22 protein-coding genes are annotated in these 20,681 nt (G+C 62.6%); 15 read left to right on the forward strand and 7 right to left on the reverse strand.

All coding sequences use genetic code 11. From position 1 onward, the window contains the following. Positions 1–105: 105 nt before the first annotated feature. A complete protein-coding gene (locus tag HV670_RS00140; RefSeq protein ID WP_175102589.1) occupies positions 106–447 on the reverse strand; it encodes a hypothetical protein in 342 nt (113 codons plus the stop codon). Between the two features lie 165 nt (positions 448–612). Between HV670_RS00140 and HV670_RS00145 the strand changes: the two genes are divergently transcribed. The 3 genes from HV670_RS00145 (at position 613) to HV670_RS00155 (ending at position 3,117) form a co-directional block, all read left to right on the forward strand. Then, the gene (locus HV670_RS00145) at positions 613–1,080 is read left to right on the forward strand and encodes an energy transducer TonB family protein (RefSeq protein WP_175102615.1); all 468 of its coding nucleotides are present in this window, start codon (positions 613–615) and stop codon (positions 1,078–1,080) included. 234 nt (positions 1,081–1,314) lie between these two features. Beyond that, the gene (locus tag HV670_RS00150; protein ID WP_175102616.1) at positions 1,315–1,506 is read left to right on the forward strand and encodes a hypothetical protein; all 192 of its coding nucleotides are present in this window, start codon (positions 1,315–1,317) and stop codon (positions 1,504–1,506) included. 90 nt (positions 1,507–1,596) lie between these two features. Then, positions 1,597–3,117, forward strand: coding sequence for a chloride channel protein (locus HV670_RS00155; RefSeq protein ID WP_175102617.1), 1,521 nt, complete (start codon positions 1,597–1,599; stop codon positions 3,115–3,117). Between the two features lie 13 nt (positions 3,118–3,130). Here HV670_RS00155 and HV670_RS31805 read toward each other — a convergent pair whose 3' ends face one another. The 4 genes from HV670_RS31805 to minC all read right to left on the reverse strand — a co-directional run bounded on the left by HV670_RS31805 (position 3,131) and on the right by minC (position 5,544). Further along, complete coding sequence (locus HV670_RS31805) at positions 3,131–3,256, reverse strand: hypothetical protein (protein ID WP_281362343.1); 126 nt, start codon at positions 3,254–3,256, stop codon at positions 3,131–3,133. Positions 3,257–3,479: 223 nt separating this feature from the next. After that, the gene (gene minE, locus HV670_RS00160; protein ID WP_175102618.1) at positions 3,480–3,731 is read right to left on the reverse strand and encodes a cell division topological specificity factor MinE; all 252 of its coding nucleotides are present in this window, start codon (positions 3,729–3,731) and stop codon (positions 3,480–3,482) included. Between the two features lie 9 nt (positions 3,732–3,740). After that, on the reverse strand, positions 3,741–4,556 hold the full coding sequence (minD, locus tag HV670_RS00165; RefSeq protein ID WP_175102619.1) for a septum site-determining protein MinD: 816 nt from the start codon (positions 4,554–4,556) through the stop codon (positions 3,741–3,743). Positions 4,557–4,629: 73 nt separating this feature from the next. Then, positions 4,630–5,544, reverse strand: coding sequence for a septum site-determining protein MinC (gene minC, locus HV670_RS00170; protein WP_175102620.1), 915 nt, complete (start codon positions 5,542–5,544; stop codon positions 4,630–4,632). Between the two features lie 184 nt (positions 5,545–5,728). Between minC and HV670_RS00175 the strand changes: the two genes are divergently transcribed. The 3 genes from HV670_RS00175 (at position 5,729) to HV670_RS00185 (ending at position 9,504) form a co-directional block, all read left to right on the forward strand. Then, positions 5,729–7,381, forward strand: a complete 1,653-nt coding sequence (locus HV670_RS00175) for a methyl-accepting chemotaxis protein (RefSeq protein ID WP_175102621.1) — start codon at positions 5,729–5,731, stop codon at positions 7,379–7,381. 460 nt (positions 7,382–7,841) lie between these two features. Continuing rightward, the gene (locus tag HV670_RS00180; protein ID WP_175102622.1) at positions 7,842–8,351 is read left to right on the forward strand and encodes a DUF1993 domain-containing protein; all 510 of its coding nucleotides are present in this window, start codon (positions 7,842–7,844) and stop codon (positions 8,349–8,351) included. Positions 8,352–8,523: 172 nt separating this feature from the next. After that, positions 8,524–9,504: a Gfo/Idh/MocA family protein gene (locus tag HV670_RS00185; protein ID WP_175102623.1), complete on the forward strand. Its 981-nt coding sequence runs from the start codon at positions 8,524–8,526 to the stop codon at positions 9,502–9,504. An 82-nt stretch (positions 9,505–9,586) separates the two neighbouring features. On the opposite strand, the gene HV670_RS00190 is transcribed toward HV670_RS00185, so the two are convergent. Together HV670_RS00190 and HV670_RS00195 are read right to left on the reverse strand one after the other, a co-directional pair. Beyond that, positions 9,587–10,639: an NADP(H)-dependent aldo-keto reductase gene (locus tag HV670_RS00190; RefSeq protein WP_175102624.1), complete on the reverse strand. Its 1,053-nt coding sequence runs from the start codon at positions 10,637–10,639 to the stop codon at positions 9,587–9,589. Positions 10,640–10,790: 151 nt separating this feature from the next. After that, positions 10,791–11,837, reverse strand: a complete 1,047-nt coding sequence (locus HV670_RS00195) for a LysR family transcriptional regulator (RefSeq protein ID WP_175102625.1) — start codon at positions 11,835–11,837, stop codon at positions 10,791–10,793. 190 nt (positions 11,838–12,027) lie between these two features. Here HV670_RS00195 and HV670_RS00200 point away from each other — a divergent pair, with 190 nt between their 5' ends. From HV670_RS00200 to HV670_RS00240, 9 genes are all read left to right on the forward strand, one after another. Next, the gene (locus tag HV670_RS00200) at positions 12,028–12,522 is read left to right on the forward strand and encodes a cupin domain-containing protein (protein WP_175102626.1); all 495 of its coding nucleotides are present in this window, start codon (positions 12,028–12,030) and stop codon (positions 12,520–12,522) included. 187 nt (positions 12,523–12,709) lie between these two features. Then, a complete protein-coding gene (locus tag HV670_RS00205; protein WP_175102627.1) occupies positions 12,710–13,705 on the forward strand; it encodes a hydroxyquinol 1,2-dioxygenase in 996 nt (331 codons plus the stop codon). Positions 13,706–13,844: 139 nt separating this feature from the next. Beyond that, the gene (locus HV670_RS00210; protein ID WP_175102963.1) at positions 13,845–15,308 is read left to right on the forward strand and encodes an aldehyde dehydrogenase family protein; all 1,464 of its coding nucleotides are present in this window, start codon (positions 13,845–13,847) and stop codon (positions 15,306–15,308) included. 44 nt (positions 15,309–15,352) lie between these two features. Further along, on the forward strand, positions 15,353–16,720 hold the full coding sequence (locus HV670_RS00215; RefSeq protein WP_246256846.1) for an ABC transporter substrate-binding protein: 1,368 nt from the start codon (positions 15,353–15,355) through the stop codon (positions 16,718–16,720). Then, on the forward strand, positions 16,717–17,445 hold the full coding sequence (locus HV670_RS00220) for an ABC transporter ATP-binding protein (protein WP_175102628.1): 729 nt from the start codon (positions 16,717–16,719) through the stop codon (positions 17,443–17,445). The genes HV670_RS00215 and HV670_RS00220 overlap by 4 nt, the downstream gene beginning before the upstream one ends. After that, positions 17,442–18,239, forward strand: a complete 798-nt coding sequence (locus HV670_RS00225; protein WP_175102629.1) for an ABC transporter ATP-binding protein — start codon at positions 17,442–17,444, stop codon at positions 18,237–18,239. The genes HV670_RS00220 and HV670_RS00225 overlap by 4 nt, the downstream gene beginning before the upstream one ends. Then, complete coding sequence (locus tag HV670_RS00230; protein WP_217478344.1) at positions 18,236–19,102, forward strand: branched-chain amino acid ABC transporter permease; 867 nt, start codon at positions 18,236–18,238, stop codon at positions 19,100–19,102. The genes HV670_RS00225 and HV670_RS00230 overlap by 4 nt, the downstream gene beginning before the upstream one ends. A gap of 26 nt (positions 19,103–19,128) precedes the next feature. Beyond that, positions 19,129–20,208, forward strand: coding sequence for a branched-chain amino acid ABC transporter permease (locus tag HV670_RS00235; RefSeq protein ID WP_175102630.1), 1,080 nt, complete (start codon positions 19,129–19,131; stop codon positions 20,206–20,208). 68 nt (positions 20,209–20,276) lie between these two features. Next, positions 20,277–20,609: a Rieske (2Fe-2S) protein gene (locus tag HV670_RS00240; protein WP_175102631.1), complete on the forward strand. Its 333-nt coding sequence runs from the start codon at positions 20,277–20,279 to the stop codon at positions 20,607–20,609. Positions 20,610–20,681: the final 72 nt, after the last annotated feature.

Genomic DNA, 20,681 nt, shown 5'->3' on the forward strand with positions numbered 1-20,681 from the left:
CCGGCGAGCCCTATCTCATCCTTCAGGCGTACCTCATCCTCGAGCCGTACCTCAACATGGAGGCTCGAGCCGGGTTGATTTATCGGCGAGACTCACCGGCAAAGCTCAGCCCACCGGCGTCTCCCCCTCACCGCTCTTGTGGCCCGGACGATCGTTCGGCGCCTGTTTGCGGTTCTCGTCGCCACGGTCGGGCAATTTGCTTTTGTCGCTGTCACTGTGTTCGACCGGTTCGGGATGCTGAACCTCGCTTTTCTCGGACGGATTGGCGCCCCCGGCAACGCCCCCCTCCTGCGTACTTGCAACTTCTCCAGCCTGCGGCGCGGTATTGCCGCTCTGAACGGCGTTCTCGGGGTGATGCTCCTCGGTGAGCGGCGCGCCATGCTCGCGCGGGTTCCGGCCTGCGTGATGCCGGTTCTGAGCATGCATTTGAGCGTAGGTTTGCGGCATGTTGAACTCCTCCGGGTCGGGTGACCCTTTCCCTCTCCGAGCAAATACCGATCCTGAACCTGCTACCGGTTTCGCGTGGACTCGCTATGATTGAGACAATGCATCGGCCGGTGCCACACAATGTATTTGCCCAATGCGTTACGCCCCGGAGGCGTGCTGTCCACGATGGCCGCCGCGGCATGCGTGTGCCTGCTGGCGCTCTCAGGGTGTGCCGAGCCGCCTGCGGCAAAAGCCTTCTTCAAAGCGCTGGACCTCGGCCCGAGTGCGACCGAGGAGCGCAAGCAAATAGATTACAAGACACAGGTTGCCCAGCGGATAGAAGAGGTCAACGCGGCCGCGATCACGCCAGGGCACCCGCAAGCGATGCTGCGCTCGGTCGTGGTGCTGACGTTCCTGATCGGCAAGAGCGGCCAGATCCTGAAGGCATCGGTTTACCGGACGAATGGCGACGACCTCGCCGAGCGTGTCGCAATGACCTCGCTCAAACGCTCCGCGCCTTTCCCCCCTCCGCCCAAGGCCTTGCTGAACCGCGCCGGGCAAGTGGAATTGATGGAGGCATGGCTGTTCAATAACGATGGCCGCTTCCAGCTGCAAACCCTGGCGTCCGCCCAGAAGGACGAAGCGGCGGAGTAGCCGCACACGCAGGGCGAGGCCGTCGCCGGGATGGTTCTCCAACACGACCCATTCGCCGCATCCCAACCCCAACGACTGTCAGCCATCCGAAGGAATACGGAGCAAGGCGGAGCGGGAAAATCCCGAGTTGCTTGGCGAAATATCGAGTTTTGGCGACCGTTTTGTCGTCCTATACTCGAATCGAGTTTGACGCGGGTTGAGTGTGCCATGCCTGTTCACTGCCAGGAGTCGGCCATGATGCTTACTCATCTAAGCAATTCGCATATCATCACGATGAGCGCGCTAGCGTTGCTCGGCACGCTGGTGGTCGCGCTACGCTCGCGACACCTGACGCTGTTCGGAATCTGCGTGAGGGCGCTGCTGGTCGACATCGGCGCCGTGGTGGTCGTCATGCTCGCCCTGCTGCTTCCCGAAATCGTTCTCTAGCACAGCCTGAGCCGCTCGCAGTTCCTGGAAGCCCCTGGCAAGGTCAAGCTTCTATAATCGGCCTTTCCTTGCCCGGCCTCTCCCCGCGCGATGCTCGATCTTCTTCAGCAGCTCCCAAACCGCACTTATCGCCAGGCACGCCGGCTCACCCGCAAATACGGGGTCTTCTGGTTCGGCGCCATCGTAGTCGGTCTGGTCGCCGTCCTGTACGCGCGCTTGATCGATTTCGGCTTCGGGATCTTCCAGCAACTCGATCACCGCCATTTCTGGCTGCCGCTGCTTCTCTCGCCTGCCGCAAGCGCGCTTTCGGTCTGGCTCACCCGTCGCTATTTCAGAGGATCGGAAGGAAGCGGGATTCCGCAAGTGATCGCGACGCTGCAAGTCGGCGGCAGCGAGATGGGCAAGCGCCTGCTGACGCTGCGGCTCGCCCTCGCGAAGATCGGTATTTCGTTCATCGCGATCCTCGGCGGTCTCACCATTGGCCGCGAAGGGCCGACGGTACAGGTCGGCTCGGCGATCATGTTCAATCTGCGGCGCTTCTATCCGCGCTCGAACCAGCTACTCGACCGCCAGTTGGTGTTGGCCGGCGCCGCGGCCGGTCTTTCGGCAGCGTTCAATACGCCCCTCGCGGGGATCGTGTTCGCGATCGAGGAACTGAGCCGCAGCTTCGAACAACGTGCGAGCGGCGTGGTGATCACGGCGATCGTCTTCGCCGGCATCGTCGCCCTGAGCCTCAACGGCAACTACACGTACTTCGGCGCAATCAACATCATCGGTCCGTTTCCGAAGATGACGGCGGTCGTCGTGGTCGTCACGGCGATCGTCACCGGCCTCGCCGGCGGGGCGTTCGGCTGGCTGCTGCTCAATACCAGCCGCTGGATCCCTCAACCGCTCCAGCAGATGCGCGTCGCGCGGCCGGTCGTGTTTGCCGCGCTTTGCGGCCTCGCAGTCGCGGTCCTCGGCATCGTTGCGGGCGGCGCGACATTCGGCAGCGGTTATTCAGAAGCGCGCGGCCTGCTCGAAGGCGGTCAACCGTTGTCGATGTTCTATCCGTTCATGAAGTTTGCATCGATGATCGGCTCGTATCTGCCGGGCATACCAGGGGGTATCTTCGCGCCGTCGCTATCGATCGGAGCGGGCATCGGCAACGTGCTGCATGAAATCTTCCGCGAAATTCCCCTGCCGATGTTGATCGCACTGGGTATGGTCGGCTATCTCGCGGGTGTCACGCAATCGCCGATTACGGCCTTCGTGATCGTCATGGAGATGATCAACGGGCATGCGCTCGTGATCTCACTGATGGCGACTTCGCTGATCGCGAGCCGGGTCTCGCGCCTGTTCGTGCCGCCGCTCTACGAGGCGCTCTCCGAACGCTATGCGCCGTCGATACTGGCCGCGGCGGTCGCCCCGGCGCCCCCAACGGCAAGCGCAGCGACGACAGACACGCCCACGCCGACGGCAAGCGCAGCAGCAGCAGCAGACGCGCCACCCATGGCAAGCACAGCGGCGACAGACCCGCCCTCAAAGACGGGCACACAGGTGATGGACACGCCACCGGCGCAGACGCCGGCGGCAACTGGAACCAGGCACGACACAGATCCCGCGAACTGATCATCACCGACCATCACCGATAGTAGTAGTAGTCGTGGTGATGTCCGCCGCCGTAGTAACCACCGGGCGGCACGACGATGCAACCGCCGAGCAGGGAAACAAGCAATGCGGTCGCGGTCAACATGACGATCTTCTTCATAGGGTTCTCCACTTTCAACAGGTATCCGTCGGAGACGGTCATGCCTATTTAATGCGAGAACCCCCTGCATGGTCGACACCCCAACTATTACGCTGCCGCCTCCTTTGTGAGGATTTGTTGCGCGGGATGGCCATTCGTCTCAAAAAAGGTCGAGCAAACAATGGACCACATCGAAACCAAGCTTTGAACCACGAACGATTGGTTACGAATGCTGGGCGTCCGCTCAGGCCTGCGGTATCTCGATCTTGACTTCGAGCACCTCGAGATTGTCCTGCCGCTCGAGCGACACACGAATGTCCTCGGTCGAAATCTTGACGTACTTCGAGATCACCGCCACCAGCTCGCGCTGGAGGGCCGGTAGGTAGTCGGCGCTCGTATTGCCCATGCGCTCGTGCGCAATGATCAGTTGCAAGCGTTCCTTCGCAACCGTGGCCGACTTCTTCTTTTCACCCAACAGAAATGAAAGTATCGACATGTGTTCCCCTTACTTGCTGCCGAAAATACGCGACAGCAGCCCGGGCTTTTGATAGTCCGTGAAACGCATCGCCTTGTCTTCGCCTAGGAACCGCGAGACGACGTCCTTGTAGGCGTCGGCCACATCGGAACCGTCGAGATGGACCGCCGGCACGCCCTGGTTCGAGGCGTGCAGCACGGATTCCGACTCGGGTATCACGCCGATCAGTGGGATGCGCAGGATTTCCTGGATATCAGTCAGCGACAGCATCTCGCCGTCGGCAACCCGCTTCGCGTTGTATCGCGTAATCAGCAGATGTTCCTTGATCGGCTCAGCACTATCGATCGCACGCTTGGTCTTCGACGACAGGATGCCGAGAATGCGGTCCGAATCGCGTACCGACGACACTTCGGGATTGGTCACGATCAGTGCCTCGTCCGCAAAATACATCGCCAGCAAGGCACCCGACTCGATGCCGGCCGGCGAATCGCAGACGATGTACTCGAAGCCCATGGTTTTCAGGTCTTCGATGATCTTGCCGACGCCTTCCTGGGTCAGCGCATCCTTGTCGCGGGTCTGCGACGCGGGCAGGATGAACAGGTTCTCGCACTTCTTGTCCTTGATCAGCGCCTGGTTCAGATTCGCCTCGCCCTGGATCACGTTGATCAGGTCATAGACGACGCGCCGCTCGCAACCCATGATCAAGTCAAGGTTGCGCAGGCCAACGTCGAAGTCGATAACCGCGGTCTTGGCGCCCCGCAAAGCAAGGCCCGATGCAAAACTCGCGCTGGTGGTGGTCTTGCCGACACCGCCCTTACCCGACGTCACCACAATGATCTTTGCCATTCCTGGTCCTGTAATTTGATCGATAAAATCGAATGCGCGCCGCCCGCAGCCGGCGCATCCAGCAAAGACGTATTCAGTTGAGACGCAAAGGTTCGAACAACAGCTTCTCGTGATCGAGCCTCACCTGCACCGGCTTGCCGCGCACATCGTCGGCGAGCGGGGTATCGGTGGTCCGGTAGATGCCCGCGATCGAGATCAACTCGGGCTCGAGACAGGTGCAGAAGATCCGCGCCCCATGGTTGCCGTGCACGCCGGCGAGTGCCCGGCCGCGCAACGGCGCATAAATATGGATATTGCCTTCGGCGATGACCTCGGCGCCATAGCTCACAAGGCCAAGCACGACGAGATCGCCCTTCGAGTACACCTGCTGGCCCGACCGCAAGGGTTTATCGATCACCAGGGTGGGCCGGACGATCTGCGCGCCGTCGGCTCCGGCCGAAGCCGCCGTGTCCGCGGCGAACGCGGGGCCGGCTGGGGAGATACCTGACTCGCTTGATATCCGGGACGCACCGGACATACCCAAGCCATTTCCTACGCCTGCCTCTGCCGTATCGCCGGCACGCTGCTCGCCGTTGCGCGCCGCAGGCGAACCGATTGCGAGTTCGGCCTGCACGCCCGCTTCAGCTCTGGCATCCGCCCGCGAGGCCGCTTCTGCCTCTTTGGCGCCACGCCGGTCACGCGACTCGACCAGCGGCAGGCTGCCTGCGCCGGCCCATTCGCGCTGTGCCTCGTGAGCCACGATGCCGACCGGGCGCATGCGCACCCGTTCGAGCAAGGCGACGAGCGCTCCCATTTCGATCCGCTGACCGGCCTCGAGCCGCCTCAGATCGATCGCGACGACGTCGTTCGCGAAGAACTCCGGCGTCGCCTCGAAGCGCCGCGTGAGTTCCTTGCTCAACGCGTCAAGGTCAGTCGTTTTGACCGAAAACAGTAAGGTGTCGACCGAGCCGCTGCGCAGCTCGAAGTACGGCGTCTTTTTCTGCGGCATAGGAAGGTTCGAAAATTTGCCTCGTATTTTACCGTTGTCCGCCCTGGTTTCCGAAAAAACCCGCGCACGGCTCAGATGTCCCCGCATAAACCCTTATATCAAGGCGCTACAGCGGATTGTCGATAACCGAAAGGCGGGCCAGCGTTGTCTGACGTTGGCAGGAACGCTAACGGGGACAATAAGTATGCTAAAGAACTTAACGATTCGCGGGGGCTTGACGCTGGTCATCGGGATTTTCGTGGTCTTTCTGCTGGTGGTCATCGGCGTGGGCTATGCGGGTCTGAAAATGACGAACAGCGGACTCCATGAGGTACAGCGCAATTCCGCCGCACTATCCAACCTGAAGACGAGTTCCGAAAAGCTGCTCAAAGTGCGTCTCGATCTCAGCAGCTACGAGACGCTGTTCAGCGTGGGCAAGCAAACGGACGATCTGCTGCCCGCCGCGCACAAGATGCTGGTCGAATCGAACAACGACTTCGCCCACTACATGAACACACCGACGGGCACCGCACAGGAAAAGCAGCTCGCCGAAGCAGTCGCAAAGGTGCGCAAGACGCTGGTCGACGAGGCCGTCGAGGTCGAATTCAAGGCCCTCGACGACAACGATTTCACGACGTTTCGCAAGGTCCAGGGCGAAACGGCCAACGATCTCTATGCGACCTATTCGAAGGCGATCAACGCGCTCGAGTCCTATCAGGCCAACAACGAGCAGATGCAGGCCGATGTCGCCGCACGCCACTTCGAGACTGCCTCGATCCTGTTTCTCGCGATCGGCTCCATCGCCATCATCGTTGCCTTGCTCGCGCGCGTGATGCTGTCGGCCGCGCTGATCAAACCCGTCAACCGCACGATAAAGCATTTCGACATGATCGCTGCGGGCGATCTCACCGTCGAGGTCGAAGGCGGCGGGCGCAACGAGATGGGCCTGTTGACGCTCGCGCTGCGCAAGATGCGGGTCGGCCTCGTCGATACCGTTTCGCAGGTCCGCGGCAGCACGGATGCGATCAATCTTGGCATCAACGAAATCGCATCGGGCAATATCGACCTGTCCCGCCGCACGGAGCAGCAGGCCGCCGCGCTCGAGGAAACGGCGGCGAGCATGGAAGAATTATCAGCAACCGTCAAACAGAATGCCGACAATGCGAAACAGGCCAGCAAGCTCGCGCACAACGCATCGGATACGGTGACGCGCGGCGGTGCAGTGGTCGGTCGCGTGATCGAAACGATGGACGGCATCACGGAGTCGTCGCGCAAGGTCGCCGAGATCATCAGCGTGATCGAGGGGATCGCTTTCCAGACCAATATCCTTGCGCTCAATGCGGCGGTCGAGGCAGCGCGGGCGGGCGAACAAGGCCGCGGCTTCGCGGTGGTCGCATCCGAGGTACGCAGCCTCGCGCAGCGTTCGGGAACGGCAGCGAAGGAAATCAAGGATCTGATCGGGGCTTCGGTCGCACGCGTCGAGCAAGGTTCATCGCTCGTCAACGAGGCGGGCGCGACAATGAAGGAAGCGATCCGTTCGGTCGAGCGCGTGACCGACATCATGAGTGAGATCGAAGCCGCCGCACGCGAACAGAGCGAGGGAATCGAGCAGGTCAACAAGGCCATCACGCAGATCGACGAAGTCACGCAGCACAACGCGGCACTCGTCGAGGAAGCCGCAGCCTCGGCGAAGTCTCTCGAGGAACAGGCCATCATCCTGCGCGAGGCCGTGTCGGTGTTCCGGCTCAAGAGCGATCAGCAAGTCAACGCCGCACCATCGGAGCCTCGGGCAGGCTCGCCCAAGGCGCCCGAAAGCCGCGGCACTGCGCTCGACCATCGCTCAATCAAGCCCGCCTGACTCTTGCGCCGCTCGCGATAGCTGAACCCAAATGGAGCGCTCAATCCGGCCTCGACTTGTCCCCAGATAATGTTGACAGCTCTGTGGACAAGCGCGCACAAAAGTCCTCAAGTCATTGATCGCATGAAGGAAACATGAGGCGGCGCAAATTCGGGCTGGCGCATGCGCAGGCCTTTCACGCGAAGTTGTCCCCAGGAAATGTTGACAGTCCTGTGGACAACCCCGGGCATAAGTTGCCAAGCGCCTGATCCAGCACGCAAAACGGGTGGCGGCACAAAATCGTGCTGCTCGATGCGACCGATGCGCTACGACCGCTACGACCGCTATGCCCGCCACGAGCGAGGCGTCGGTCTGTCCCACCTCTTTTCAGCGGAATGCAAAACCGTTCGGGTCGGCTAATATCCAAAAACCGCGGACTCACGAGGAGCCGCCGGTCGATGCCAACGGAAGGAGTGAACCGATGTCCCTGACGATGTACCAAACCTCAGTGCCCGTGTTCGTGCGCGGGCTCAAGATCCTCTCGACCCTGCTCGGCAAGGCCCAGGCCTACACGATCGAGCACGGCCAGGATCCCGCGGACCTGCTCAACGCGCGGCTCGCGCCCGACATGCTTTCGCTGATCGGACAAGTGCAGCGCGCGAGCGACACCTCCAAGCTCTCTGGCCAGCGGCTCAGCGGTGTCGCCGCCCCTCGCTTCGAAGACACGGAAACGAGCTTCGCCGAACTCGAGCAGCGCATCGCCAAATCGATCGCCTACCTCGAAACGCTTCAGCCCGCGCAATTCGAGGGTAGCGAGTCCCGGACCATCCAGTTGAACTTCGGTGAATTCAAACCGAGTTTCACGGGCAACAGCTATCTGCTCACGTTCGCCCTACCCAACTTCTTCTTCCATATCACGACCGCGCACGACATCCTGCGTCACAACGGCCTGCCGATCGGCAAGCTCGACTATCTCGGCACGTTCAACTAACACGCACTGTCGATCGGAGATTTGCATAACGGCATCTGGGGTAAATCGCAAACTGCCGCGCTTCCGAACGCCACGTGCAACGCTTAACATTGTCGATTCATGTGAATGCCGGGAGGCGTTCACATGGACATCGCGTCCTCTCCCACCTTCTCCGATCATTTCGAAAGCGACCATGGGCAAAACAATTCGTTGGGGCATTCTCGGCGCAGGACACATCGCCGCGCAGTTCGCACAGGGCATTCAGGCCGCGCCGGATGCGGAACTTGTCGCGGTCGGCTCGCGCTCCATCGACACTGCAAATCGCTTCGCCGAGCGCTTCAATATCGAGCGGCGCCACGCCGGCTATGCGAACCTCGTCAATGATGCGAATGTCGACGTGGTCTATATCGCTGTGCCCCACCCGCTGCACATCGAGGCCGCGCTGCTCTGTCTCGATGCGGGCAAGGCGGTGCTCTGCGAAAAGCCGTTTACCGTAAACGTGGGGGAAGCCGAACGCGTGATCGCCAGGGCACGTGAGAAGAAACGATTCCTGATGGAAGGACTGTGGACACGCTTCATCCCCGCAGTCGTCCGCGCGAAAGAACTCGTTGACTCCGGTGCGATCGGCAGGCCGAAAATGGTGCAGGCGGACTTCGGCGCAGTCTTCGGTGTCGACGACTCACATCGCGTGATGGATCCGATGCTCGCGGGCGGAGCCCTGCTCGATATCGGCATTTACCCGATTTCAATGGCGACGTTCTTTCTCGGCGCGGTCGAAGATGTGCAGGCGACTGCGGCGATCGGGCATACGGGCGTTGACGAGCAAGTGGCCGTCAGCATGCGTCACATCGGCGGTGGTGTCAGCCTGTCGGCGGCCACCATCCTGGCGGCATCGCCCTTCGATACGGTGATCACCGGCACCACCGGCCGGATTCGCCTGAACGGCGATATATGCCGGCCGCGCGGCCTGACCATCACGCGCGGCGATAGCGAGGAGCGCATCGAACTGCCTTTTGAAGGCACCGGCTTCCAGTTCGAGGCGGAGCATGTGGGCGAATGCCTGCGGGCGGGCAAGACTGAAAGCGACCTGCTGCCGCTCGACCATACCCTCGCCACGATGAAGGTGCTCGATGCCGCTCGCGCGCGGATCGGCCTGAAGTACCCGTTCGAATAAAGCGCGCACCCCATACCCCCGGGGTGCATCGAGCGCGGCGAGCCTTTGAAGGCTCGCCGCAACCTTCCCGCTTCAGGCGCAATTACGGCGCCGGGTTCGGCTGTTTCTCATGCAATGCATCGATTGCGGCCAGCACGTCCTCGCTTAGCGTGAGCGCGGCGCTGTCGATGTTCTCCTTGAGCTGCTCGAGCGTGGTCGCGCCGATCAGGTTGCTGGTCACGAACGGCCGGCTGTTCACGAAAGCGAGTGCCATCTGCGTCGGCGACAGGCCATGCTCGCGCGCGAGTGCAACGTAGGCACTGATCGCCGAGACCGCTTGCGGCTTGCTGTAGCGCTGGAAACGTTCGAACAAGGTGATGCGCGCACCCGCCGGACGTGCACCACCTTCGTACTTGCCCGACAGCCAGCCGAACGCGAGCGGTGAATACGCGAGCAGGCCGACGCCGTCACGGTGGGTGAATTCCGACAGCCCGGTCTCGAAGTTGCGATTCACGAGGCTGTACGGGTTCTGGATGCTGACAATCTTCGGCAGGCCCAGTGTCTGCGCCGCATTCAGGAATTGCGCGACGCCCCATGGCGTTTCGTTCGACACGCCGATATGGCGGATCTTGCCTTCCTTGACGAGGTCCGCCAGCACTTGCAGCGTTTCGACGATCGGCACCGTATAGGCATCGTCGATCCACGGATAGTTCGAGCGGCCGAAGGTCATCGTGCTGCGATCAGGCCAGTGGAGCTGATACAGGTCGATGTAGTCCGTTTGCAGACGCTTGAGGCTGTCGTTGACCGCGGCCGTGAGGTTCTGGCGATCGAACTGGTTGTTCTTGCCGCGGATATGCGTCGGGTTGTGCGGCTGGCGCGCGGGGCCCGCGATCTTGGTCGCCAGCACGAACTCGCCGCGACGGCCGGCGTTGGCCTTGAGCCAGGTGCCGATATATTGCTCCGTGCGGCCTTGTGTCTCGGCCTTGGGCGGAACCGGATACATCTCGGCGGTATCGATCAGTGTCACGCCGTGCGCGAGCGCATAGTCGATCTGCTCATGCGCCTGCGCTTCGGTGTTCTGCTCGCCCCAGGTCATCGTGCCGAGTCCGATTACGCTGACCTCAATATCCGTATTGCCCAGCTTGCGCTTTTCCATCTTTGTCGCCTTGCTCGTCTAAAACTCTCGATGTTAGCGCAGCAAGATGAATATCGCTTGCGCAGGCAACCTTTCAATTTCCTGCGCTGTGCGGGAGCAGCCCCGGCGATCCGGTCGGACGGGCCGCGGCCGCCCCCCGCGGGGCTCTCAATCAAGGATTCTTCGAACCGTCGTTGGCGTCGCTGGCGTCGTTGACGTCGTTGATGTCGTTGGCGTCACCACCGTCATTCGTGTCGCCGGTATCCGCAGCTTCAGACGCCTCAGTCGCATCCGTGGGCTCGGGCGCAATGCCGAGCGCCTGATCCCATTGCGGCTCGCTCTGGAAACGCGAGCGCATGAAATCGACAAAGACCTTGACCTTGCTTGTCGAGCGATGCGAGGTCGGATAGACGGCGGACAGCCAGAGCGGCGGCGCCGCATATTCAGGCAGCACCCGCACGAGCCTGCGTTCGAGCAGATCGGGAGCCGCGACCATCGTCGGCAAATAGACCACTCCCGCACCCGCTCGCGCGAATTCGAGCAACAAATGCACGCTATTGGTCTTGAGTACGGGCGAGAGCTCGATCTGGAAACACTCGTTGCCCTTCATCAGCGGCCACTTGTCGCCCCAGGGGTAATACGCATACCGGGCAAAGTCGTGGCGAATCAGGTCGAGCGGCGTCTCGATCACCGGCTCGTCCTTCAGATATTGCGGCGCAGCACACAACACGCCACGCACCGGGAAGAGCTTGCGCTCGACCAGCGAGTTCGAAGCCGGCGGATAAATCTGCAGCGCGACGTCGAACCCTTCCTGGACAGGGTCGACGACGCGGTCGCTGACGGTCACCTCGAATTCGATGCGCGGATAGATCGCGCGGAAATCGATCAGCGTGCGCGAGAAATGGCCGAGCGCGAAACCGGGCAGCACGTGGATATGCAACGTCCCGCTCAGTGCGAGCGTCTCGATCTGCGAGCGCGCCGAGAGGTCGTAGACCTTCTTGAGCAGTTCCGCGCAGTCCTTGTAGTAGCTCTCGCCGATTTCGGACAAGCGCACCGACCGGGTCGAGCGGTGAAACAGCGCGACGCCGTAGTGTTCTTCGAGCTGCTTGACGCGCGCGGTCACGAGCGACTTGCCGATGCCGAGCTGCCGCGCCGCGTTGGCGAAGCTTTCTGCTTCGGCCGCTTTCACGAAGGCTTCGATGCTGAGGAATAGATCCATGGTCGCGCGATTGTGGGAAGGCGGCGCGAACGATGTCAATTAGCGCCGGCCCTTGTATCCCGGCGAGGGTTCATTTTTCCCGCCGCCACCGTTCAAGAATCCTGACCCTCGATTGATTGCTTACGCGAGCGCCAGTCACTACTCTTCCCTTACAGCAATGTGCTTCGACACAGACACCATGGAGGACGACATGCAGCAAACCGTATTCGGCAGCCTCGACAGCTTTCGCAAGGGCTCGATCGAGATCATCCAGGGCAAGGCGGAGAACTACGCGTTCTCGAATGTCTTCGAGGTCGCGAGCCTCGCCCCGCCGTACCAGAAGACGGTGGTCGGCAAGAATCTCAAGTTCGTCGTCGAATCGTTGCGCGCCGAGGGCGATTCGCCCTGGTTCGCCGCTGCGCACGACGAATTTACGGTCGTCATGGACGGCGAGGTCACGGTGCACTTCATCAAGCCGGCGACACCGGGTTCGCTGGCGCCGGCAGACTCGGAAGGCACCGTCAAGCTGGACGGACAACCCGAGGGCCAGTCGATGGGCTACGTCAAGCTCAGGCGGGGCCATCAGGCCTTGCTGCCGGCGGGCATCGCCTACCAGTTCCGTTCGGTCAAGCCTGGCGTCGTGCTGGTGCAGACGATTCTGGGCCCGAACTCAGTCGAGAAGTGGGCCGAGATCTGCCTGCACTGATCCGGCTGAATTGGGCGGTCTGCACGGAGCAGACCGCTGCCCCCTCCCCGAAGATGCAGAGACAGACACGGCGGCCATACACGACAACGCGACGACAACGCAACGACAACGGCAAGCGATCTTGCAAGGACCTCGCAGAACCGTTGCAACGACGTCGCAGCAACCGCCCCACAACGAGGTGCATACGATGGACACGGCTACTCTCCCGCAAAACGTCAGCGCCAGCCAGCCCGACGCGATTACCGGATACCGGACCTTCCGGCTCGGCAGTTTCGAATTCTCCCGCGACGCCTATTTCGCGACGATCAGGTGGCCTGTCAAAGGCACGCTCCACTCCCACCAGATGCATGCCGACGACTTTCTGCGCGCGATGATGCGGGATATCGCATGGGGCTTCTTCTACGGCTGGGTCAACTTCGACGAAGTGCTCGGCACGCGCAACCACTACGGCAAGGTCGACCTCTACGCGGGCAGCTTCAACGCGAGCTACAAGGATGCCGGGGTCGACTATCTCGAACAGTTCGAGACGCCGGTCATCATGGCGACCTTCAAGGCGATCATGCAGGACTGGGTCAATGAAGGCTTCGACCCGTTCGCCGCACCCGAAGAAACCGGCACGGCATTCGGCGTGAAGCATGGCGACAATCTCGCCGCGATCGATCGCACCCGCATCGCGACCAAACGCATGCCGGGCCTCGACGGCGATTCGCCGCTGCGTGACGATTTCCCGATCAATCGCCAGTTCGTGGACGTCGCCCAGGACGAACCCGAGATCCATGCAGAACCGGGCTTCGAAAAGGAGCTGCATGCGTTCAACCTGTTCAAGTACCTGTCTCGCTCCGACGTGACATGGAACCCCTCGGTCACCTCGGTCTGCAAGGAAAGCCTGTTCTGCCCGACCACCGAGGAATTCGTGCTGCCGGTGTTCCACGGCAACGACCGCGTCGAGTGGTTCCTGCAGATGTCCGACGAGATCGTCTGGGATGTCGGCGACAAGAACACGGGCGAACCGCGCGCACGCGTGACGATGCGCGCCGGCGACATCGCCGCGATGCCCGCGGATATCCGCCACAAGGGGTACTCGCAAAAGCGCTCGATGCTCCTCGTCTGGGAGAACGCCACGCCGAACCTGCCCAAGCGCTACGAAAGCGGCGAACTGTCACCCTACCCGGTGCAGTTCTAGCCCTGCCTGAATGACAGATGCATCCGCCCGGCCAAGCCGGGCGGCGGATGGCGCTCGTCCCCGCGCCATTCATTCGAGTTCGACGAGACCGCTTATGAACACCGCCCTGAACGCTGAGATCGACGATCGCACGCGACACATGCAAACCCAGTTGTTCATCGACGGCCGCTTCGTCCCCGCGCTTAGCGGCGAGACGCTGGCCGTGATGAACCCGCACGACAACTCGAAGATCGCCGACATCGCGCTCGCGGGCAAGGCCGATGTCGATCGCGCGGTCGCGGCCGCGAAGGCCGCTTTCCCGAAATGGAGCCGTATGGCGGCGATGGAGCGCGGCCGGCTGCTGCTCAAGCTGGCCGATGCGATCGAAGCGAACACGGAGCGCCTCGCGCGCCTCGAGACCCTCGACACGGGCCATCCGCTTCGCGATACACGTCTGCTCGACGTGCCGCGCACGGCCGCGACGTTCCGCTATTTCGGCGGCATGGCGGACAAGTTCGAGGGTACGGTGATCCCCGTCGAGCAGGGTTTCCTGAACTACCTGCTGCGCGAACCGGTCGGCGTCGTCGGCCAGGTCGTGCCGTGGAATTTCCCGCTGATGTTCACCAGCTGGAAGATGGCACCCGCGCTGGCCGCGGGTAACTGCGTCGTGATGAAGCCTGCCGAACTCACGCCGCTGTCGAGCCTCGCGATCGCCGAACTGATGGCGGAAGTCGGTTTTCCGCCCGGGGTCGTCAATATCGTGCCGGGGCTCGGCCATGTCGCCGGTCAGCATCTCGCCGAGCATCCTGACGTCAGCAAGATCGCATTTACCGGTTCGACCGCGATCGGCCGCGAAATCGTGCGTGCCTCGGCCGGCAATCTCAAGAAAGTCCAGCTCGAACTCGGCGGCAAGGGCGCGAACATCGTGTTCGAGGATGCGAATCTCAGCGCGGTGATCCAGGGATCGGCGTTCGCGATCTTCCATAACCAGGGGCAGGCCTGCATCGCGGGTTCGCGGCTGATCGTGCACCGCTCGCTTGCCGATGAATTCGCCGAACGGTTCATCGCGCTCGCGCGCTCGATCCGCGTCGGCAACCCGCTCGATCCCGAGACCGAGATGGGACCGCTGACCTCGCCTCAGCATCGCGACCGCGTGCTGGCCTATGTCCAGGTCGCGCGCGAGCAAGGCGGCGAGATCCTGCTCGGCGGCAAGGCGCCCTCGGAGCCCGCATTGGCGAACGGCTGTTATGTCGAACCGACGATCGTGCGCGCGAAACCCACTGACCGTGTCTGCCAGGAAGAAGTGTTCGGCCCCTTCGTGACGATCAATACCTTCGACACCGAAGACGAAGCGCTTGCGATCGCCAATGGCACGGAATACGGTCTAGGCGCGGGTTTCTGGACGCGCGATATCCAGCGCGCCCACCGTCTCGCACGCGACATCCGCAGCGGCATGGTCTGGATCAACACCTACAAGCGAGTCAGTCCGGCTTCACCGTTCGGCGGCGTGGGTGCGAGCGGCTACGGCCGCGAGATGGGGTTCGAGGCGATGCGTGAATACACGCAGGCGAAGTCGGTCTGGGTCAACGTCGACGCACAGACGCCGCCGTGGTATCCGCGCTGAAGCATCACAGCAGTCGCGACAAACACAATAATCAGGAGACAGCCATGAACCAGAACGACGTGAAGACGCGCCTCACCGACGAGCTCAACGCAGCACTCGCCGACGGGCTCGAAGCCGGACGCGACACGGCAGCCGCACCTTCCGACGGCCGGCGCCGCCAAATCCTCAAGCTGGGCGCGGGCGCCTTGTTCGCCGGCAGCCCGATGCTTTCGACGCTCGCGCGCGCGGCATCGGGGCGCACGTTGAAGATCGGCTACGTCTCCCCGCAGACCGGGCCGCTCGCGCCGTTCGGCGAGGCCGACCGCTTTACGATCCAGCAGATGCAGACGGTGCTCAAGAACGGCATCAGCGTGGGCGGCAAGATGCTGCCCGTGAGCATCATCGTCAAGGACAGCCAATCGACCCCGAACCGCGCGGGCGAAGTCGCGAGCGACCTGATCCTGCGCGACAAGGTCGACATCATGCTGGTCAGCGGCACGCCCGAAACCGCAAACCCGGTCAGCGACGCCTGCGAGCTCAATGAAGTCCCCTGCATTTCGACAGTCGTACCCTGGCAGCCCTGGTTCTTCGGCCGCAAGGGCGATCCGAAAAAAGGCTTCAATTTCACCTATCACTTCTTCTGGGGCCTCGAAGACGTGATCGGCGTCTTTACGGGCATGTGGCAATCCGTGCAGACCAACAAGGTCGTCGGCGGCCTGTTCCCGAACGACGGCGACGGCAACGCCTGGGGCGATCCGAAGCTCGGCTTTCCGCCCGTGCTTGCCCAGAAGGGTTTCACGCTCAAGGATACGGGCCGCTTCCAGAGCATGACGCAGGATTTCTCGTCGCAGATCTCAGCGTTCAAGCAAGTCAACGCCGAGATCGTCACAGGCGTGGTGATCCCGCCCGACGCAAAGAACTTCCTCGTGCAGGCGAAGCAGCAAGGACTCAAGCCGAAGGTGGTATCGATCGGTAAGGCCCTGCTATTTCCCAGCACGCTCGAAGCGCTCGGCGATGTCGGCGAAGGGCTGTCGACCGAAGTCTGGTGGTCGCCGGTTCACCCGTTCAAGTCGTCGCTCACGGGGCAGTCGGCCCGCCAGCTCGCCGACGACTACGAGAAAACCACCGGCAAGCAATGGACCCAACCGATCGGCTTCGCCCACGCGCTGTTCGAAATCGCGGTCGATGTGCTCAAGCGCACCAAGGACGTCGATTCGAACACCTCGATTCGCGACGCACTCGCGGCGACCCGGCTCAACACCGTTGTGGGCAATGTGAGCTGGGGCAAGGGGCCGGTGCCCAATGTCGCGAAGACGCCGCTCGTCGGCGGACAATGGATCAAGGGGCAGAAGACGCGCTTCGATCTCGCGATCGTCAACAACCAGCTCGCGCCGTCGATTCCGCTGACCGGGCCACTGAAACTGCTTTCATGAACGCGCTGCTATCACTGCGAAACGTCTCGAAGCGCTACGGTGCGCTGTGCGTGACCGACGACATCAGCTTCTCGGTCCGCACGGGCGAGACGCTCGGCATCCTGGGGCCCAACGGTGCGGGCAAGACGACGCTGTTCAATCTCATCAGCGGCGACACGCGCGCCGACTCGGGCACGGTCGAGTTCGACGGCCAGGAGATCGGCGCGATGGCGCCGTACCGACGCTGCGTCGCGGGAATCGGCCGCTCGTATCAGGTGCCGCGCCCGTTCGGCAATATGACGGTGTTCGAGAACCTGCTGGTGGCCGCGACGTATGGTGCGGCGCTCAGTGAGGCCGAGGCCTGCCCGCTGTGTGTCGAGGTGCTCGACCATACGGGTCTGCGATCGAAGGCGAATCGTCCGGCAGGCGCGCTGACGCTGCTCGATCGCAAGCGCCTCGAACTCGCGCGCGCGCTGGCGACGCGTCCGAAGCTGTTGTTGCTCGATGAGATCGCGGGTGGTCTCACCGAAGCCGAGACGCATCAGCTCGTCGCCGAGATCGGCCGGGTCAAGCAGCAGGGTGTGACGATCGTCTGGATCGAGCACGGGGTCCATGCACTGCTTGCGCTCGCGGACCGACTGCTCGTGATCAACTTCGGCAAGCATCTGGCCGAGGGTGTGCCGGATCAAGTGATGAATGATCCCGAGGTGCGTCGTGTCTACCTGGGGCTGGAGGCGCACGCATGAGCACGCTGCTTGAAACCCACGCGCTGACGGGAGGCTACGGCGACTTCCAGGCGCTGTTCGGCGTCGATCTCAAGGTCGATGAAGGTGAGATCGTCGCGTTGATCGGTGCAAACGGCGCGGGCAAGTCGACCCTGCTCAAGACCGTCACAGGCCTGCTTCCCGCACAAAAGGAACAAGTCACTTGGCGCGGTGAGCCGATCGGCGGAATGGCCGCCGAGCGCATCGTCGGGCTCGGTCTTGCGCTCGTCCCTGAAGGACGACGGCTGTTCCCGAGTCTCAGCGTCGAAGAGAACCTGCTGCTCGGCGCCCAGGCGACTCGCAGGCGTAGCCGGCATACGGGCATGCATGCTGGTGCTGGTGCTGGTGCTGGTGCTGGTGCTGGTGCTGGTGCTGCAAGCACTCGTCAAAAGCCCGGGAAATGGAATCTCGCCTCGGTATTCAAGCTGTTTCCGATACTCGAAGAGCGCCGCCATCAGCCCTCCACGTCCCTGTCGGGCGGCCAGCAACAGATGGTCGCGATCGGCCGCGCGCTGATGAGCAACCCGAGTCTGCTGATGTGCGATGAACTTTCGCTGGGCCTGGCACCGATCGTCGTACGCGAGATCTATGCGGCGCTGCCAGCAATCGTCGAAGACGGCATGAGCGTACTGATCGTCGAGCAGGATGTGCAACTCGCGCGTCGCGTGTCGCAGCGCTTCTATTGCCTGCAGGAAGGACACGTCTCCTTGAGCGGTGCATCGGCAGACGCGTCGGACGCAGACATCGCCAATGCCTATTTCGGAGTCGCCGCATGATTGCGCTTGCCAATATCATCGTGCAGGGCGTGCTCCTCGGCGCGCTCTACGGCCTGTTCGCGATGGGCCAGTCGCTCGTGTTCGGCGTGATGCGGATGACCAATACGGCGCATGGCGACTTTATCGTGCTGCTCGTGTTCGGCCTCGTCGCACTGACCGGCTACGCACACCTGCCGCTCGGCATCGCGATCACGCTGCTGCTCGTGATCGCATTCGGTTTCGGTTACGCGCTCCAGTATCTCGTGCTGAATCGCGTCGCCGTGCGCGACCCGCTACCCTCGCTGATCGTGACCTTCGGCCTTTCGATCGTGATCCAGAATGTGCTGCAGGAGATCTTCTCGGCCGATCCGCGCTCGATCGCCACGGGCGGATTCGAATCGGCCAGTGTGAGCCTCGGTAGCGGGTTGACGGTCGGCTATCTGCCGCTGCTCACCTTGCTGGCCACCATTGCGATCACCTTCGCGATGCAGTGGCTGTTCGGCAAGACTGCGCTCGGCCGCGCTTTCCGTGCAACCTCGGACGATCGCGAGATCGTCCGGCTCATGGGCGTTTCGCACCGCCGGACGTTCGCGCTCGCGATGGCCGTCGCCTTCGTGCTGATCGCGATCGCCGCGACGCTCTACTCGATGCGTACCGCGGTCTCGCCTTCCGATGGACCCGCCCTGCTGCTCTATGCGTTCGAAGCCGTGATCATCGGCGGCATGGGATCGTTCTGGGGCACTTTCGCGGGCGGCATCTTTCTCGGCATTGCGCAGCAGATCGGCTTTCATATCGATCCCGGCTGGGGGATCTGGCTCGGCCATGTCGTGTTCCTCGCGGTACTCGTCGCCCGGCCGCAGGGCCTGATGCCGAAGACTCGCTAGCCGCCCCTTTCGTGGAAACCGACACCATGCCGACCACCGTTCCTCTGTCTTTCGAAGTCCGCCGCACAACCCGTGCAAGCCGGATCGCCAGCCTCGTGCTGATCGCGCTTGCGATCGTCGTCGCGACCATGCCGTTCTGGGCCGGGCGCGACGCCTTGCGTGACTTCACCCAGATCGCCTGTTACCTGGTGTTCGCCATGATGTGGAACTTGCTTGCCGGTTACGGCGGGATGGTTTCGATCGGGCAGCAGGCCTATCTCGGCCTCGGCGGCTACCTGATGCTGATGCTCTCGAACCTGGGCGGCATCTCGCCATTTGTCGCCGTGCCAATTGCTGCCTGCGTCGCGGCACTCGTCGCGCTCCCGGTTTCGTGGGTCGCCTTTCGGCTGCAGGGCGGTTATTTCGCGATCGGGACGTGGGTCATCGCGGAGGTGTTCCGGCTTGGCTTCGCGAACGTCTCGCTGCTTGGCGGCGGTTCGGGCACGAGCCTGACCGGCCTCGCGGGGATTTCGCGCAGCACGCGCGAATCGATCACACTCTGGCTCGCGCTGGCGATCGTCGTGCTCACCATCGCGCTCGTCTATCGCTTCCTGCGCTCGCGCGCGGGGCTCGCCCTGACGGCGATCCGCGACGATCCGGTCGCCGCGAGTAGCCAGGGTGTGCATGTGGCGGGCACGCGCCTGCTCGTCTATGTCTGCTCGGCGGCCGGCGCGGCGCTCGCGGGGGCACTCTATTTTGTCGGCAATCTGCGGATTTCGCCCGATGCGGCGTTTTCGGTCAACTGGACCGCCTTTGCGATCTTTATCGTGATGATCGGCGGGCTCGGCACCCTCGAAGGGCCGATCGTCGGCACGCTTGTGTTTTATCTGCTCAACAAGTTTTTGTCCGACTATGGCACGACCTATCTGATCGGCCTGGGCCTGCTTGCGATCGTCGTGACGATGTTTTTTCCGCAGGGGCTCTGGGGCTGGGTGTCGCAACGCTTCGGCATCCAGTTCTTCCCGGTCGGAAGGCGGCTCGTTTTCCCGGACGCCGAGGCGGACACGGCGTCAAGCGGCCGCAGCCCGGCCAATGGCGCGCAAGCGGGCGCAGTGCGGCGAGTCTGAGGGCTGATGCTCGAGATTCAAGATCCAAGGTTCGAGATTCGAACCGGCAAACGAGAGAACGACTGCTGATGTGCGTGGAACCTGCAACCCGGCGGCTGTGCGGCCTGGACGACATTCCCGATGGTGGAGGCCTCGAGGTGCAGGTCGACGCGACGCGATATGTGCTGCTGCGGCGCGGTGCGCAGGTCTGGGCCTATCTGAATCTCTGCCCGCACTTCTCGATTCCGCTCGACTATGAGCCTGGCGTGTTCTGCACCTACGACGGGGCGCTGCTGATGTGCGCCCACCATAGCGCGATGTTTCGTTTCGAGGACGGGCATTGCATCGACGGCCCTTGCCAGGGCGCGGCGCTGACCGCGGTCGATATCGTGGTATCCGGGCAGGACGTATGCCTTCGCTGACTACGGCAGCTTGAACCCCAGCGCGCCGAGGCCCTCGATCTCCCCGGCGAAGCGTCGACGATACGGGCAGGC

Origin of the sequence: Pararobbsia alpina, assembly GCF_902859895.1 — a bacterium.
Classification (GTDB): Bacteria; Pseudomonadota; Gammaproteobacteria; order Burkholderiales; family Burkholderiaceae; genus Pararobbsia; species Pararobbsia alpina.

What these genes read in the sequence shown, in the direction of transcription:
- HV670_RS00140 (WP_175102589.1), bottom strand. Translation starts at nt 447, where the DNA reads ATGCCGCAAACCTACGCTCAAATGCATGCTCAGAACCGGCATCACGCA.
- HV670_RS00145 (WP_175102615.1), top strand. Translation starts at nt 613, where the DNA reads ATGGCCGCCGCGGCATGCGTGTGCCTGCTGGCGCTCTCAGGGTGTGCC.
- HV670_RS00150 (WP_175102616.1), top strand. Translation starts at nt 1,315, where the DNA reads ATGATGCTTACTCATCTAAGCAATTCGCATATCATCACGATGAGCGCG.
- HV670_RS00155 (WP_175102617.1), top strand. Translation starts at nt 1,597, where the DNA reads ATGCTCGATCTTCTTCAGCAGCTCCCAAACCGCACTTATCGCCAGGCA.
- HV670_RS31805 (WP_281362343.1), bottom strand. Translation starts at nt 3,256, where the DNA reads ATGAAGAAGATCGTCATGTTGACCGCGACCGCATTGCTTGTTTCCCTG.
- minE (WP_175102618.1), bottom strand. Translation starts at nt 3,731, where the DNA reads ATGTCGATACTTTCATTTCTGTTGGGTGAAAAGAAGAAGTCGGCCACG.
- minD (WP_175102619.1), bottom strand. Translation starts at nt 4,556, where the DNA reads ATGGCAAAGATCATTGTGGTGACGTCGGGTAAGGGCGGTGTCGGCAAG.
- minC (WP_175102620.1), bottom strand. Translation starts at nt 5,544, where the DNA reads ATGCCGCAGAAAAAGACGCCGTACTTCGAGCTGCGCAGCGGCTCGGTC.
- HV670_RS00175 (WP_175102621.1), top strand. Translation starts at nt 5,729, where the DNA reads ATGCTAAAGAACTTAACGATTCGCGGGGGCTTGACGCTGGTCATCGGG.
- HV670_RS00180 (WP_175102622.1), top strand. Translation starts at nt 7,842, where the DNA reads ATGTCCCTGACGATGTACCAAACCTCAGTGCCCGTGTTCGTGCGCGGG.
- HV670_RS00185 (WP_175102623.1), top strand. Translation starts at nt 8,524, where the DNA reads ATGGGCAAAACAATTCGTTGGGGCATTCTCGGCGCAGGACACATCGCC.
- HV670_RS00190 (WP_175102624.1), bottom strand. Translation starts at nt 10,639, where the DNA reads ATGGAAAAGCGCAAGCTGGGCAATACGGATATTGAGGTCAGCGTAATC.
- HV670_RS00195 (WP_175102625.1), bottom strand. Translation starts at nt 11,837, where the DNA reads ATGGATCTATTCCTCAGCATCGAAGCCTTCGTGAAAGCGGCCGAAGCA.
- HV670_RS00200 (WP_175102626.1), top strand. Translation starts at nt 12,028, where the DNA reads ATGCAGCAAACCGTATTCGGCAGCCTCGACAGCTTTCGCAAGGGCTCG.
- HV670_RS00205 (WP_175102627.1), top strand. Translation starts at nt 12,710, where the DNA reads ATGGACACGGCTACTCTCCCGCAAAACGTCAGCGCCAGCCAGCCCGAC.
- HV670_RS00210 (WP_175102963.1), top strand. Translation starts at nt 13,845, where the DNA reads ATGCAAACCCAGTTGTTCATCGACGGCCGCTTCGTCCCCGCGCTTAGC.
- HV670_RS00215 (WP_246256846.1), top strand. Translation starts at nt 15,353, where the DNA reads ATGAACCAGAACGACGTGAAGACGCGCCTCACCGACGAGCTCAACGCA.
- HV670_RS00220 (WP_175102628.1), top strand. Translation starts at nt 16,717, where the DNA reads ATGAACGCGCTGCTATCACTGCGAAACGTCTCGAAGCGCTACGGTGCG.
- HV670_RS00225 (WP_175102629.1), top strand. Translation starts at nt 17,442, where the DNA reads ATGAGCACGCTGCTTGAAACCCACGCGCTGACGGGAGGCTACGGCGAC.
- HV670_RS00230 (WP_217478344.1), top strand. Translation starts at nt 18,236, where the DNA reads ATGATTGCGCTTGCCAATATCATCGTGCAGGGCGTGCTCCTCGGCGCG.
- HV670_RS00235 (WP_175102630.1), top strand. Translation starts at nt 19,129, where the DNA reads ATGCCGACCACCGTTCCTCTGTCTTTCGAAGTCCGCCGCACAACCCGT.
- HV670_RS00240 (WP_175102631.1), top strand. Translation starts at nt 20,277, where the DNA reads ATGTGCGTGGAACCTGCAACCCGGCGGCTGTGCGGCCTGGACGACATT.